The following is a 14,135-nucleotide window of genomic DNA, read 5'->3' on the forward strand; positions in this document are numbered from 1 at the left end:
CCTCGATCGACGCGACGGTCGATTGGTACACCTTCGACGGCGGATTCCCGTACGACAACATGATCGATGGCAACCCCGAGACCAAGTGCTGGTTCAATTCCGCTCAGGAAGCGGGCGACGAGGTCGTGTTCACGTTCCCGCAGGCCTTGCAGATGCGGGCGGTATCCATCCTGCAAACCGCCGATCTTGGTGGAGACGCCATCAGGGGCGCGGATATCCAGGTGAGCGCCGAGGCATCGGGCGATGCGTGGACCAAAGTGGGCAGCATGGATAACTCGAAGGCCGAGTGGACCTTCGATTTCGAGGAGCAGCCGGTCCGCCGCGTCCGCATCCTGCTGACTGAGTCTATTGGCAACTGGTACCAGATCCACGAGGTGACGTTCGCGTCCAAACCCGCTGCGCAGGACAACACGCTTGCCGATATGATCGAGAACGGCGAGGACGTCAACGTGTCCCGTGCTTCGGAAGCCGATGCGAAGGCCCTGGTCGCCGCGCTGCTCGAGGGCCAGAAGGCGCTCGTCGCCGGTCGGACCGATGTCGCCGGCCTGGTCACCGCCATCCGCGATGCCGCCCGCGGCGTCGAGGCGAGTACCGGCGTCGCGTCGAGCAAGGACGACCTCAAGGCTTTCTACGATTCCGTGAAGGATCTTTCCTCGAAGAACTATGACCCTGCGAGCTGGAAGGCCTTTGACAAGGCGCTCGAGCAGGCCAAGGTGGTCTTGGACGCCAAGGCTCCCATGCAGGTCGACCTCAACGCCGCGCACCTTGCGCTGCAGGATAGCTATTATCGCCTGGTGAAGGGCGAGGGCGAGACGCCCGAGCCCGAGGTCGACAAGACCAAGCTCCAGGCCAAGTACGACGAGGTCAAGGACATCAAGGCCGACGGCTACACCGCCGACTCCTGGAAGGCCTTCGAGTCCGCCCTCAGGACCGCGAAGACGGTCCTCGAGAGCGACAAGGCCGGCCAGGCCGACGTCGACCTGGCGCTCCAGATGCTCGCCGACGCGCACGCCGGCCTGAAGAAGGAGGAGGCCCCGCAGGTCGATAGGTCCAAGCTCGAGGCTGCCGTCGAGGAGGCTGGGAAGCTGAAGGCCGACGACTACAAGTCCGCTTCCTGGAAGCCGTTCGCCCGCGCCCTGGCCGAGGCCGAGAAGGTCCTGGCTGACGAGAAGGCCGACCAGGCAGCGGTCGACGCCGCCGCGAAGGCGCTCGCCGACGCGAGGGCCGGCCTGGAGGGGGTCGAGGAGGTCTCCTTCGTCGACGTGGTAGCCGATACGCCGCACAAGGGCGATATCGAGTGGCTCGCCGCCAACGGCATCGCTTCCGGCTGGGAGAACGCCGACGGCACCCTCAGCTTCCGCCCGTATGCTACGGTGAGGCGTGCCGACATGGCTGCCTTCCTCTACCGCCTCGCCGGCGAGCCGGAGTTCGACGCGAAGGGCGTCTCCTTCGCCGACGTCGATGAGAGCACCCCGCACTACAAGGCCGTCCTGTGGCTGGCGGCCGAGGGCGTTTCCACCGGCTGGGAGGCCGCCGACGGCACCGCCGAGTTCCGCCCCTACGCCGAGATCGCGCGCTGCGACATGGCCGCGTTCCTCTACCGCATGGCCGGCGAGCCGAAGTTCGAGACCGATAAGGGCTTCGCCGACGTGGAGGAGGGCACTCCGCACCGCGAGGCCGTCCTGTGGCTCGCCGACGCCGGCGTGTCCACCGGCTGGACGCTCGAGGACGGCAGCTCCGAGTTCCGTCCCTACGACATGATCGCCCGCGCCGACATGGCAGCGTTCATCCACCGCATGGACCAGAAGGACCTGGTGGACCTGAAGTAGCACTACCGGCGTTGCCCCGGAAGAGGGCTATCGCTCCTGCCGACCAGGCGATGCGAGGGGCCCGGTTTTCGAGCCGGGCCCCTTCGCCCACCATCCCGAAGGGCGCCTCGTGCGCCCTTTCATCTTTCGAGTCATGGGGCGAGGGCGCATCCGCTTCGATTCGTGCGGCATTCGTCGCGGGCACACCGTGCTGTGCTATCATAGTGACCAATGCGTTGACGGAGAGGTTGTGCGCCTCATGCGCTGCGGTACAGAGAGGGTGGGTCACCGGCTGAAAGCCCGCCTGCGGCAGCGAGGACACGAGTTCACTCCCGAGCAGCGACTTGAACGGTCGCCTCGTCGAGTTCTATCGGGCGGGTGCGCACTCAGTAGGGGAGCCGCGCGGCCCCGCGACATGGGTCAAAAGAGGGTGCGCCGGAGAGAAAACCGGCGGCCAACCGAGGTGGTACCGCGGAATTCCATCCGTCCTTGGGCAGTGCGAGAGCACGCGCCCACGGGCGGATTTTTTCATGGATAGACGCGACAACGTAAAACCGAGAGGGGTTTGCATGAGTCTGATCGACGAGCTCGAAGAGCTGGAGGCACGCGCCAAGGAGCTGATCGAGGGCGCTGAATCGAGCGAGAAGCTCGAGGCGGCGCGCGTGGCCCTGCTGGGCCGCAAGGGCGAGATCACGAGCCTGATGCGCATGATGGGCAAGATCACGCCCGAGGAGCGCCCGGTGCTGGGCAAGCGCGCCAACGAGATGCGCCGCATGGCCGAAACGCTGCTCGAGGGCCGCATGAAGGAGCTCAAGCGCGCGGCGGTGCGCGAGCTCATGGCCACTGAGGCCGTGGATATCACGCTGCCGGGCGTGCGTCCGCAGCTGGGTCACCAGCACCTCATCAACCAGATCATCGAGGAGATCGAGGACGTGTTCTGCGGTATCGGCTACACCGTGGAGACCGGTCCGCAGGTCGAGTCGAGCTGGTATAACTTCACCGCGCTCAACGCCCCGCTCGACCATCCGAGCCGCTCGGCGCGCGACACCTTCTACGTCGAGGACAACGCGCCGGGCACCGCGGCTCATCCCGAGCAGCATGCGCACAGCGAGTCCGACGTGCTGCTGCGTACCCAGACCTCCGGCGTGCAGGTGCACACTATGGAGAACCAGGAGCCGCCCATCTACATGATCGCCCCGGGCCGCGTGTACCGTCCCGACACGGCCGACGCCTGCCACCTGCCCCAGTTCCACCAGGTCGAGGGTCTCGTCGTCGACCGCGGCATCACGTTCGGCGACCTGAAGGGCACGCTCGACTACTTCGTGAAGTGCATGTTCGGCGAGGACCGCGCCACGCGCTACCGCCCGCATTTCTTCCCGTTCACCGAGCCTTCCTGCGAGGTCGACGTCTCCTGCGGCGTGTGCGGTGGCGAGGGCTGCCCCTTCTGCAAGCACTCCGGCTGGATCGAGATCTTGGGCTGCGGCATGGTCGACCCCAACGTGCTGCGCAACTGCGGCATCGACCCCGAGGTGTACTCCGGCTTCGCCTTCGGCGCCGGCGTGGAGCGCATCGCGGCACTTCGCTACGACCTGCCCGACCTGCGCGCTCTCGTCACGGGCGATATGCGCTTCCTGAACCAGTTCTAGGCTGACGGCTTGCCCGGGCACCGCATCTTGGCGTTCAATCGTCGGGCGCCGCGCGTCAGGCGTGCGCCCTCCTCTTTCACGCCAACCTGAGGCCCTGGACAACCCGTACCTGTTGTTGAGTTTCCGCCTCAGATTGGTGCCTGTCCCCAAATCGAGGCATGAAGTAGAGATAACGCCTCAGATTGGTGCCTGTCCCCAATTTGAGGCTTCGATAGAAAAGGTTTGAGATGAAAGTTTCTTACGACTGGCTGAAGAGCATGGTCGAGCTGCCGGAGGATCCCTCCGAGCTTGCAGCCGAGTTCATCCGCACCGGCACCGAGGTCGAGTCCATCGACACCGTGGGCGAGTCCTTCGACCACATCGTGACGGCCAAGGTCCTCTCCAAGGAGGCCCACCCCGATTCGGATCACCTGTGGGTCACCATGGTCGACGTGGGCGCTCACAACGTCGACGCCGAGGGCAACGCGCAGCCGCTGCAGATCGTATGCGGCGCGCAGAACTTCAATGCGGGCGACCACATCGTCACCGCCATGATCGGCGCCGAGCTCCCCGGCGACATCAAGATCAAGAAGGGCAAGCTGCGCGGCGTCGTGTCCATGGGCATGAACTGCTCTGCGCGCGAGCTCGGCCTTTCCGCCGACCACGAGGGCATCATGATCCTGCCCGAGGATGCGCCCGTCGGCATGCCGTTCGCCCAGTATGTTGGCACGTCCGATACCGTGCTCGACTGCGAGATCACGCCCAACCGCGCCGACTGCCTGTCCATGATCGGCATCGCGCGCGAGGTCGGCGCGATCTACGACCGCGACTTCCATGTGGAGCTGCCCGCCGTGCAAGCCGAGTCCGGCGCCGCGACCGCCGATACCGTCTCCGTCGAGCTCGTCGACGAGGGCCTGTGCGACCGCTACGTGGCGCGCGTGGTGCGCGACGTGAAGGTCGGCCCCTCGCCCGAGTGGCTCGTCCAGCGCCTCAATGCCTGCGGTATCCGCACGCATAACAACATCGTCGACATCACCAACTACGTGATGATGCTCACCGGCCAGCCCCTGCACGCCTTCGACCTCAACGCGTTCGAGGAGCGCGACGGCCGCCGCACCGTGGCCGTGCGCGCGGCGCGCGAGGGCGAGGTCTTCCGCACCCTCGACGACGTGGAGCGCGCGCTTACCGCGGGCATGGGCCTCATCGCCACGGGCGAGGGCGGTGCGACCCCGGTCGCGCTCGCAGGCGTTATGGGCGGCATGGATTCCGAGGTCACCAACGCCACGGTCGACGTGTTGGTGGAGAGTGCCTGCTTCAACGCCGGTCGCACCTCCCACACCAGCCGCGACCTCGCACTCATCTCCGATGCATCCATCCGCTTCGAGCGCCAGGTCGATGAGACCGGCTGCGTGGACGTGGCGAACATCGCCTGCGCCCTTATGGAGGAGCTCGCCGGCGGCACGGTGGCTCCCGGTTGCGTGGACGTGTATCCTGCGCCCAAGGCCGTCGAGGCCATCGACCTGCGCTACGCCCGCGTCCTGGACCTGTGCGGCGCGCCCATCGAGGCGTCCTACATCGAGCGCGTCCTCGGCCGTCTGGGCTGCACCGTCGAGGTTTCGGGTGAGGGTCGCGAAACCGTGTTCCGCGTGACGCCGCCTACCTTCCGCGCCGACCTCCCGCGCGAGATCGACCTGGTCGAAGAGGTCCTGCGCCTGTGGGGCATGGGCCGCGTCGAGGCCACGATTCCGGCGGCGAAGAACCACATCGGCGGCCTTACGCGCGAGCAGCGCCTTACCCGCAGGGTCGGCAGCGTCCTGCGCGCCTGCGGCCTCAACGAGACGATGAACTTCTCGTTCGCGGCTCCGGGCGACCTCGAGCGCATCAAGATGGGTACCGAGAACCTCGGCTGCCCGGTGCGCATCATGAATCCGCTGGTCGCCGAGCAGACCGAGATGCGCCGCTCGCTGATCCCAGGGCTGCTGCAGGCGGTCGAGTACAACATCTCGCATAGCACCGCCAACGTGCAGCTCTACGAGATCGGCACGTTGTTCCTGGGTCGCGAGAACGCGAGCGCGCCTAAGGAGCGCGAGAGCGTGGCCGGCGTCATGTCCGGCTCGATGGGCGACGTCGAGTGGAGCCGCAAGCCCATGCCCCTGCGCTTCTTCGACGGCAAGGGCGTCGTCGAGGAGCTGCTGGCCCAGCTTCGCACGCCTAAGGTACGCTTCCGCGCCGCGGAGGGCGAGGGCTATGCCTTCCTCCAGCCCGGCCGCTGCGCCGAGGTGCTGTCCGGCGGCACCGTTCTCGGCTGGGTCGGCGAGATTCACCCGGATGCGCGCGACGTCTACGGCATCGATATCCCGGTGGTCGCCTTCGAGCTCAACCTCGATGCGCTCATCAAGGGTGCGGGCTCGCAGGAGGCCTATCGCGAGTTCTCCCAGTTCCCGAGCGTCGAGCACGACCTTGCCATCGTGGTGGACGAGGGATGCACCTGCGAGGACCTGGTTCGCCGCATCACGAGCGCCGGTGGCAAGCTGCTGGCCGACGTGCGCCTCTTCGACGTGTATCGCGACGCCGAGCGCGTAGGCGAGGGCAAGAAGTCGATGGCGTTCGCGCTGACGTATCGTTCTGACGACCATACGCTCACGAGTGAGGAAGTCGAGAAGGCGCACCAGAAGATCGTGACGAAGGTGTGCAAGGCCCTCAATGCCGAGGTTCGCTCCTAGGGTGCGGTTCCTCCTGGTGTCCGGTTGCATCCGTTAATTGTCGGGCGATCCAGGCGGCGTGCGGGCCGGTTGATATGATCGTTGTAGCTTCGACCTCCTTGGACGCGTTCCAAGGAGGTCTTTCCACACCGCGAAGGAGCGGCTTGTTATGCCAAGTTGGAACATCCACCTCGCCCATACCGAAGATGTGTTTGCCCGTAACGGCGCGCTTGCGCGTGCGCTGTGCGACCGCAACGCGTTTCTGTTCGGCGGGTTGGTCCCCGACATCCGCGTGGGCTACATGGTTCCCGGCGTGGTCGGGCTCATTCCGTATCGCATCACGCACTTCGCCAAGCCCGAGCACATCCCTAAGCCGCGCGAGCACGATTTCTGGACCGAGCATGTGGAGCCGCTGCTTTCGGTGGCGCCGGCAGCGCCCGTCGCGGTGCGCAGCATCGTCGACGAGCGCGAACGTATCAACCACGCGCATTTTCCCGAGCGCTACGACAACGGGGGGCGTCCCATCTTCGATGCATCGGAGGCGGGGGCGTCCCGGCAGCTCGAGGTTGCGCCTGCGGATCTCGAGGCGTCGCGCCGCGACATGGCGCTGGGGGCGTGGGCCCATCTGGTGGCCGACAACATTTGGAATACTCGCGTGCACGAATATCTGGCGGCTCACGGTGGCAAGCCGAGCGAGTCGTTCCGTATCAAGAAGCAGAGCGATTTCGATTGGTTCGGACGCACGCGGGGGCTTTCGCTCATCCCGGTGGCAAGCTCTCGTCTTGTGGAGGCGGCTGAGCGGTTCTCGCAGTATCCCATCGAGCGCGACGATGTGCTGGCGGCCGTGGGCGTGGCGCACGAGACCGTGCGCGTGAACGAGGGAGCCGGCGACCACCCGCCCTACCAGCTGCTGAGCGACGAATTCTTCAACGTCACCTTTGCCGAGGTGGGCGACACCCTCGAGCGCCTCTATACCGAGCGCGCCGTCTGCTGATAAACCCGGCGCGTCGCCTGTCGCCCGTCGCTGCCATGCCCCACGTGAAGGAAGGGGCTCGGGCTCGTTTTCAAGCTGTTGCTGTTTGCGGAACCGGACGCGAAGCCATTCGGCGGTCTTCACGAAAACCGGGTCGTTCGGAAAAGGGGTTCGGGCGTGTCTTGAGCGCGCCGCCGCGAGAATTGTCGCCGCATGGCGCAGGGGGGCGTCACGTCACGACAAGGCCGCCGCCCAGCGTCTCCCAACTGCCGAACAGCTCCGACCGGAGGGTGTCGCGCCTGTTCAGCATCGCCTCTGTCTTGGATCGGCGCTTGAAGCGCAGGCGCGCGGCAAGATGATCGCAAAAAGCCTCGAAGCGGTCGATGTCTGCCAGCTGCTCATGCGTGACATGGATCACCTCGATGCCCATATGCTGGAGCGCAAGACTGCGATTGGCGTCGACGCCACCCTGCGCATCCCCGTCGTGCACGCTGTGACCATGACATTCGACGTCGATCGCCGGATGGGTTTCGGTGGCCGGAAAGAAGATATCCGCATAGCACGTGTGCTTGCCGGCGAGCGTGGCCGCCGTGTGCGAATAGGCGATACGGTAGTTGGCAAAGAATGGCGGGAAGCCCTCTCCGCCCTCGCGGGGCGGTAGCGAGAGCAGCATGGATAGCCTGGCCTCCAGCGGCGACGCGGTGTCGCCTTGAACGCGCGCTGCGGCGCGCAGGTACTTCTGAGCATTGCGCATCCCGGATATGCCGCGCGCGAACGCAAGCAGTTCGTGGGTGGTAATAAGGGGGCCGCGCTTCCACAGCGAGGTGGCGAGACCGCGGGTGGTCCGCACCTGTTGCCAGCCGCCGACCCATGCAAGCCTCGTATTTTCCATATGGTCGATCTGGATTTGTATTTCCCGGTTGGGACGGTAGATGCTCCATGATCCCGTGAGCTCGTACATGGCCATGATCATTTGCGTAATCGAGAGCTGCGGCGCCATGGTGAACACCGTGAATGCCGGAGACGCATATGTGATGCCCAAGTCTTCGTCATCGTAGAAGGCGCCCGCTGGGAGGTCGCCCGTCCAAACGCGTGGCTTTACAACAAGGCTGGGCCGGCGAAGCGACGGATCGCGCACGATAGCGTGAAGGGGGAGCGGCCCCAATACGTTTGCCCAGCCGGTTGAAGCGTCGTAATCGTGTTTAACCTGGCGTCTCCCCGCGGGAAACCCTATGTCGGGAAAAAGTGGATACAGCGACTTTACCTGCGGCGGCGTTCGAAGGCAGTGAAAGGCCGTCGAACCGCAAAACCATTCGTGCATGGTGCTCCCTCCCTCACGCATGTGCCACGGATACCCAAAACGCAGCCGCATCATGCGAGATAGTGCGAAGTGGCGCAGAAAATGCCCTGGTTTTTATCAACATCCGTCTACGACCGGGCACCTGCCGCGAACCCGATTGCGGAAAAGCGCGCGAATGTACGACTTTTTCTAGGAGGGCAAAGTAGAGGGCGGTTTTACAAAACAAAACCGCAGGTAGAGCGCTTGTCATTTTGGCTATATCTGACACTTCCGCAGAAAATCGTACATTTGCGCGCATCGTGCTGGTTGTAAGGGAATTGGCCGCTTCGGCGGCATGAAAAAGGACCCGATGGCCACGCCATCGGGTCCTTTGCAAGCATGCTGCGGGAGCGCGGTGCCGAACTAGCGCACCTGGGCGACGCACACGACGTTGGTGGACGTGATCTTGTCTTCCAGCGTGACGGACGTCTTGGGATCACCGGCGGTAACGACGGTGATGTCGCCCTTCTTCAGGTAGCCGCGATCGCGAGCAGCCTCGATGGCGTGCTCGGCGGTGAGGCTCACGTCGTCACCCTCGGTCTCGACGTGGAAGGGAACGACGCCCCAGTACATGAGCATCTTGGCCACGGCCCACTTGTTGCGCGTGAAGGCGACGATGGGCAGGTTGGGACGGAAGTGGCTCACCAGACGGGCAGAGCGGCCGGTGGTGGTGGGCACGGTGATGCAGCGGGCGCGAACGGTGGTGGCCATGTTGACGGCGGACAGACCCACGACGTTGTTGATCACGCGGGTGCCGTGGGCGCCGGCGGGCACCTTGAGCTCGCGGTGCGCGGGCAGGTGACGCTCGGTCTCCATGGCGATGCTGGCCTGCATCTTCACGGCCTCGACCGGGTACATGCCGGCGGCGGACTCGCCGGAGAGCATGACGGCGTCGGTGCCGTCGTAGATGGCGTTGGCGACGTCGGCAACCTCGGCGCGCGTCGGGCGCGGGTTGCGCTGCATGGAGTCGAGCATCTGGGTGGCGGTGATAACCGGCTTATAGGCGGCGTTGCACTTGGAGATGATCTCCTTCTGGACGAAGGGAACCAGCTCGGGAGCGATCTCGATGCCCAGGTCGCCGCGGGCGACCATGATGCCGTCGGACTCCTCGAGGATCTCGTCGAAGTTCTCGACGCCCAGGGAGCTCTCGATCTTGGGGAAGATGGAGATGTGCTCGCCGCCGTTGCTGTCGAGCAACTCGCGGATCTCGCGCACGGCCTTGCCGCTGCGGATGAAGGAGGCGGCAACGTAGTCGACGCCCTCGGAGATGCCGAAGAGGATGTCCTCGCGGTCGCGCTCGGTGATGGCGGGCAGGCTCAGATCGACGTTGGGGATGTTGACGCCCTTGCGCTCGCCGATCTCGCCGTTGTTCTTGACGGTGCAATGGATGTCGGAGCCCTCGACGCGCTCGACCTGCAGGTCGATGAGGCCGTCGTCAATCAGGATGTGCGAGCCGGGCTTAACCTCGTTGGGGAGGTTAAGGTAATCCAGCGAGATGTGCTCGGCCGTGCCGAGATTCTCCTCGGTGGTGGGCTCGGCGGTCACGATGATGGGGTCGCCGGCCTTGACGGAGACCTTCTTGTGGCCTTCGAGCAGGCCGGTGCGGACCTCGGGGCCCTTGGTGTCGAGCAGGATGCCGATGGGCAGATCGAGCTCGGCGGCGATGCGGCGGACGCGCTCGATGCGGCCGTGGTGCTCCTCGTAGGAGCCGTGGGAGAAATTGAAACGGGCGACGTTCATGCCCGCCTTCATCATCTCGCGCAGGATGTCGTCGCTGTCGCAGGCGGGACCCATGGTGCATACAATTTTCGTGCGCTTGTACATTCAGACCTCCATCTGACGTGGCTTATAGCGCTTTACAACCGAGAAGTATTATAGGTGAACGAATCGGCGGAAGTTATAACTTTCGAACGCCTGAGTCAAGTATTCACTGCGCGAACGGAAGGTTATTCCTGCTAGGCGCTTGGATTCGGATACCCAGCGGCAGCCAAAATCGAGGTCTCGTGTGGAAAAACCCGCGGCGCTCCACATATTGCGCGCCGGTTGGGCGCTTGCTTCGAGGCGGCCGCGCCCGCTGGCGTCAAGCTCGTGTAAGCGATCCCTGTAGTTCTGGAGCATCTGTCGGGTTTCGTACTAAGGGCGCAGCGCTTGGGTACCATATCGACCTATGACAAGCCCTTGCCCCTCCTGGGGGAATTATAATCGGGTGTCATGCTGTTGGAATGGGGTGCGGGGCACCGCGTCCCTACGGGTAAAGTTCCAGGAGGGAATATGGAAAAGGAGTACCTGGTTTCGGCCGAGGACGTGCTCACCAAGCAGTCTTCCAATGCCGAAACGGGACTGTCCGGCTCCGAGGCCGCTTCGCGTTTGGCGAAGGTCGGCCCGAACAAGCTGGACGAAGAAGAGAAGACTCCCATGTGGAAGCGCTTCTTCGAGCAGATGGCGGACCCCATGGTCATCATGCTGCTCGTGGCGGCAGCCATCTCCGTCATCACCGGTTTCATTCAGGGCGAGCCCGAGTGGGCTGACGCGGCCATCATCCTGTCCGTCGTCATCCTCAACTCGGTTCTCGGCGTGGTCCAGGAGGCCAAGTCCGAGCAGGCGCTCGAGGCCCTGCAGGAGATGAGCGCTGCGCAGTCGAAGGTCATCCGCGACGGCAAGCTCATGCACCTGCCCAGCTCCGAGCTGGTTCCCGGCGATATCGTCCTGCTCGAGGCGGGCGATTCCGTGCCGGCCGACTGCCGCGTGATCGAGAGCGCTTCCATGAAGATCGAGGAGGCCGCCCTTACCGGCGAGTCCGTCCCGGTCGAGAAGCATGCCGACGTCATCGCGCTCGCCGCCGATGCCGACGACGTGCCGCTGGGCGACCGTAAGAACATGTGCTACATGGGTTCCACCGTCGTGTACGGCCGCGGCCGCGCCATCGTGGTGGGCACCGGCATGAACACCGAGATGGGCAAGATCGCCACGGCGCTCACCAATGCTAAGAAGGAGCTCACCCCGCTCCAGATGAAGCTCAACGAGCTTTCCGGCATCCTTACCAAGCTCGTTCTCGCCATCTGCGTGATCATCTTCGCCGTCGACATCGTTCGCCACTTCGGCGAGCTGGGCTCCAACCCCGCCATGATGCTCGACACCTTCATGGTCGCCGTGTCGCTGGCCGTCGCCGCCATCCCCGAGGGCCTCGTGGCCGTCGTGACCATCGTGCTGTCCATGGGCGTCACCAAGATGTCCAAGCGTCAGGCCATCATCCGCAAGATGACCGCCGTCGAGACCCTCGGCTGCACCCAGATCATCTGCTCGGATAAGACCGGCACCCTCACCCAGAACAAGATGACCGTCGTGAAGCACGAGCTCGCCGCTCCGGAGGACAAGTTCCTCGCCGGCATGGCGCTGTGCTCCGACGCCGAGTGGGACGAGGAGAAGGGCGAGGCCGTCGGCGAGCCCACCGAGTGCGCGCTCGTGAACGATGCCGCCAAGGCGGGCATGAAGACCCTCAAGGCCGAGCGTCCGCGCGTGGGCGAGGCCCCGTTCGACTCCGGCCGCAAGATGATGTCCGTCGTGGTCAAGGACGTCGACGGCGACTTCGAGCAGTTCACCAAGGGCGCTCCCGACGTCGTCATCGGCCTGTGCACGCATGTGTACGACAACGGCCAGGTCGTGGAGCTCACCGATGAGCGCCGCCAGCAGATCCTCGCCGCCAACAAGGCCATGGCCGACCAGGCCCTGCGCGTCCTGGCGCTCGCCAACCGCACCTACGCCGAGGCTCCGACCGACTTCGCGCCTGAGGCCCTCGAGCACGATCTTGTGTTCTGCGGCCTGTCCGGCATGATCGACCCGGTTCGCCCCGAGGTCACCGCGGCTATCGTGGAGGCCAAGGAAGCCGGCATCCGCCCCGTCATGATCACCGGCGACCACATCGACACCGCTGTGGCTATCGCCAAGGACCTGGGTATCGTCGAGGACGCTTCCCAGGCCATCACCGGCGCCGAGCTCGACAAGATCTCCGATGAGGACTTCAAGACCCGCGTCACCGAGATCTCCGTCTACGCTCGCGTACAGCCCGAGCACAAGGCCCGCATCGTCGACGCCTGGAAGAGCCTGGGCAACATCGTCGCCATGACCGGCGACGGCGTGAACGACGCTCCGTCCATCAAGCGCGCCGACATCGGCGTGGGCATGGGCATCACCGGTACCGACGTCACCAAGAACGTCGCCGACATGGTCCTTGCGGACGACAACTTCGCCACCATCATCAACGCGGTGGAGGAAGGCCGTCGTATCTACGACAACATCCGCAAGGTCATCCAGTTCCTGCTGTCCGCCAACATCGCCGAGGTCCTCTCGGTCTTCGTCTCCACGCTCATCGGCTTCACCATCTTCCAGCCGGTCCAGCTGCTGTGGATCAACCTCATCACCGACTCCCTGCCCGCGCTCGCGCTCGGCATGGAGGAGGCTGAGGGCGACGTTATGAAGCGCAAGCCGCGTAAGGCGTCCGACGGCGTCTTCGCCGACGGCATGGGCCTTGATATCGCCTTCCAGGGCGTCATCATCACCCTGCTGGTGCTCGCGTCCTTCTTCGCCGGCATGTTCCTGCACAACGGCTACATCGACATGGGCATGCTGCTCGACGGCGTGCCGGATGCCGAGGGCGTCACCATGGCGTTCATCACGCTGTCCATGGTGGAGATCTTCCACTCCTTCAACATGCGCAGCCGCCGCGCCTCCATCTTCTCCATGAAGACGCAGAACAAGTGGCTGTGGGGCGCCGCCGCCCTCGCGCTGGTGCTCACGGTCATCCCCGTCGAGGTCGACTTCCTGGCCGAGGTCTTCGGCTTCATGACGCTCGATCCGATGGCCCTGCTCGCCGCCCTTGGCCTCGCGTTCCTGATCATCCCGATCATGGAGATCTACAAGGCCATCATGCGCAAGGTCGAGAAGAACGCATAGCGCGTCTCGCGTCCAAGCCAGAAGTCCTGGCAACCCACGGAATGCAAGGGATCCGGATCCGTCCGGATCCCTTTTTTATGGCGCGACGCCGAATGTGTAAGGACGGTGCTTGGAACGTGTGAATCATGTGAGCGGGAATGTGCGGCGATATAAAACGATTTATTGGATACAAGCTCGAGTAGAGCCATAAGGAAACACCCTCTCCGCCCCCATAGGCTCCCATGTGCATGCCGCCCCGTGCTCGGAACACGGAGCGGCCCTTTTATGTATGGGGCGGCCCTGGTTGGTATACTCATCACAGGAAAGTACATGGACCCAGTGCGAGGAGCATGCGTGGCAAGATCGAAGGGCAAGCCGAAGAAGGCTCATGGGAAGAGGCGTCCGTCCGGGCCGAGCGCCGAGGAGCTCGTGGAGCAGCTTCCGCGTCTCGACGTGCTGCAGGATGTTCCCCGTTTCGAAGATTTCACGGTGGATGAAGCGCAGCGCGCGACGTTCGAGGCATTCGTGGCCAAGATGCGCGCCGACGGCGAGCAAACGGCTGCCGATGCGATGCGCCTGGGCTGGGTCGTGCGGCTGGACCGCGGATTTCCCCTGGTTGCTACAGACGCTATAACGTTGCGAGCCGAGCATGCCGTGGCGTTTGCCAAGGGCGCCGAGATGCTGCCGGCTATTGGCGATTGCGTGGCGGTTCGCTGCGATTCCGGCCACGATATGGGCATGATCGAGGCGGTACTGCCG

Annotated in this window: 7 protein-coding genes and 1 pseudogene; 6 read left to right on the forward strand and 2 right to left on the reverse strand. The window is 64.5% G+C overall.

Annotated elements, in window-relative coordinates; translation table 11 throughout:
- The 4 genes from I2E26_RS08490 to I2E26_RS08505 all read left to right on the forward strand — a co-directional run.
- Positions 1 to 1,829, forward strand: a 1,829-nt coding sequence (locus I2E26_RS08490; RefSeq protein ID WP_195420386.1) for an S-layer homology domain-containing protein, incomplete at its 5' end; no start/stop codon positions are given.
- Positions 1,830 to 2,377: 548 nt separating this feature from the next.
- Positions 2,378 to 3,454, forward strand: a complete 1,077-nt coding sequence (pheS, locus tag I2E26_RS08495) for a phenylalanine--tRNA ligase subunit alpha (RefSeq protein WP_195420387.1) — start codon at positions 2,378 to 2,380, stop codon at positions 3,452 to 3,454.
- A 227-nt stretch (positions 3,455 to 3,681) separates the two neighbouring features.
- Positions 3,682 to 6,156 (forward strand): phenylalanine--tRNA ligase subunit beta, encoded by a 2,475-nt coding sequence (gene pheT / locus I2E26_RS08500; RefSeq protein ID WP_195420388.1) that lies wholly within the window; start codon positions 3,682 to 3,684, stop codon positions 6,154 to 6,156.
- Positions 6,157 to 6,304: 148 nt separating this feature from the next.
- Positions 6,305 to 7,129 carry a hypothetical protein gene (locus I2E26_RS08505; RefSeq protein ID WP_195420389.1) on the forward strand — a complete coding sequence of 275 codons (825 nt, stop codon included), beginning with the start codon at positions 6,305 to 6,307 and terminating at the stop codon, positions 7,127 to 7,129.
- 208 nt (positions 7,130 to 7,337) lie between these two features.
- On the opposite strand, the gene I2E26_RS08510 is transcribed toward I2E26_RS08505, so the two are convergent.
- Both I2E26_RS08510 and pyk read right to left on the reverse strand, forming a co-directional pair.
- Complete coding sequence (locus I2E26_RS08510) at positions 7,338 to 8,429, reverse strand: hypothetical protein (protein ID WP_195420390.1); 1,092 nt, start codon at positions 8,427 to 8,429, stop codon at positions 7,338 to 7,340.
- A 381-nt stretch (positions 8,430 to 8,810) separates the two neighbouring features.
- The gene (gene pyk, locus I2E26_RS08515) at positions 8,811 to 10,271 is read right to left on the reverse strand and encodes a pyruvate kinase (RefSeq protein WP_147588797.1); all 1,461 of its coding nucleotides are present in this window, start codon (positions 10,269 to 10,271) and stop codon (positions 8,811 to 8,813) included.
- A 447-nt stretch (positions 10,272 to 10,718) separates the two neighbouring features.
- Between pyk and I2E26_RS08520 the strand changes: the two genes are divergently transcribed.
- Together I2E26_RS08520 and I2E26_RS08525 are read left to right on the forward strand one after the other, a co-directional pair.
- The gene (locus I2E26_RS08520; RefSeq protein WP_195420391.1) at positions 10,719 to 13,397 is read left to right on the forward strand and encodes a calcium-translocating P-type ATPase, PMCA-type; all 2,679 of its coding nucleotides are present in this window, start codon (positions 10,719 to 10,721) and stop codon (positions 13,395 to 13,397) included.
- A gap of 333 nt (positions 13,398 to 13,730) precedes the next feature.
- Positions 13,731 to 14,135, forward strand: a pseudogene (locus I2E26_RS08525) (ribosome small subunit-dependent GTPase); the annotation flags it as partial.

It is taken from the genome of Collinsella sp. D33t1_170424_A12, from assembly GCF_015554865.1.
Taxonomy (GTDB): Bacteria; Actinomycetota; Coriobacteriia; order Coriobacteriales; family Coriobacteriaceae; genus Collinsella.

Coding starts and splice junctions, on each gene's coding strand:
- pheS (WP_195420387.1), top strand. CDS start 2,378: ATGAGTCTGATCGACGAGCTCGAAGAGCTGGAGGCACGCGCCAAGGAG.
- pheT (WP_195420388.1), top strand. CDS start 3,682: ATGAAAGTTTCTTACGACTGGCTGAAGAGCATGGTCGAGCTGCCGGAG.
- I2E26_RS08505 (WP_195420389.1), top strand. CDS start 6,305: ATGCCAAGTTGGAACATCCACCTCGCCCATACCGAAGATGTGTTTGCC.
- I2E26_RS08510 (WP_195420390.1), bottom strand. CDS start 8,429: ATGCACGAATGGTTTTGCGGTTCGACGGCCTTTCACTGCCTTCGAACG.
- pyk (WP_147588797.1), bottom strand. CDS start 10,271: ATGTACAAGCGCACGAAAATTGTATGCACCATGGGTCCCGCCTGCGAC.
- I2E26_RS08520 (WP_195420391.1), top strand. CDS start 10,719: ATGGAAAAGGAGTACCTGGTTTCGGCCGAGGACGTGCTCACCAAGCAG.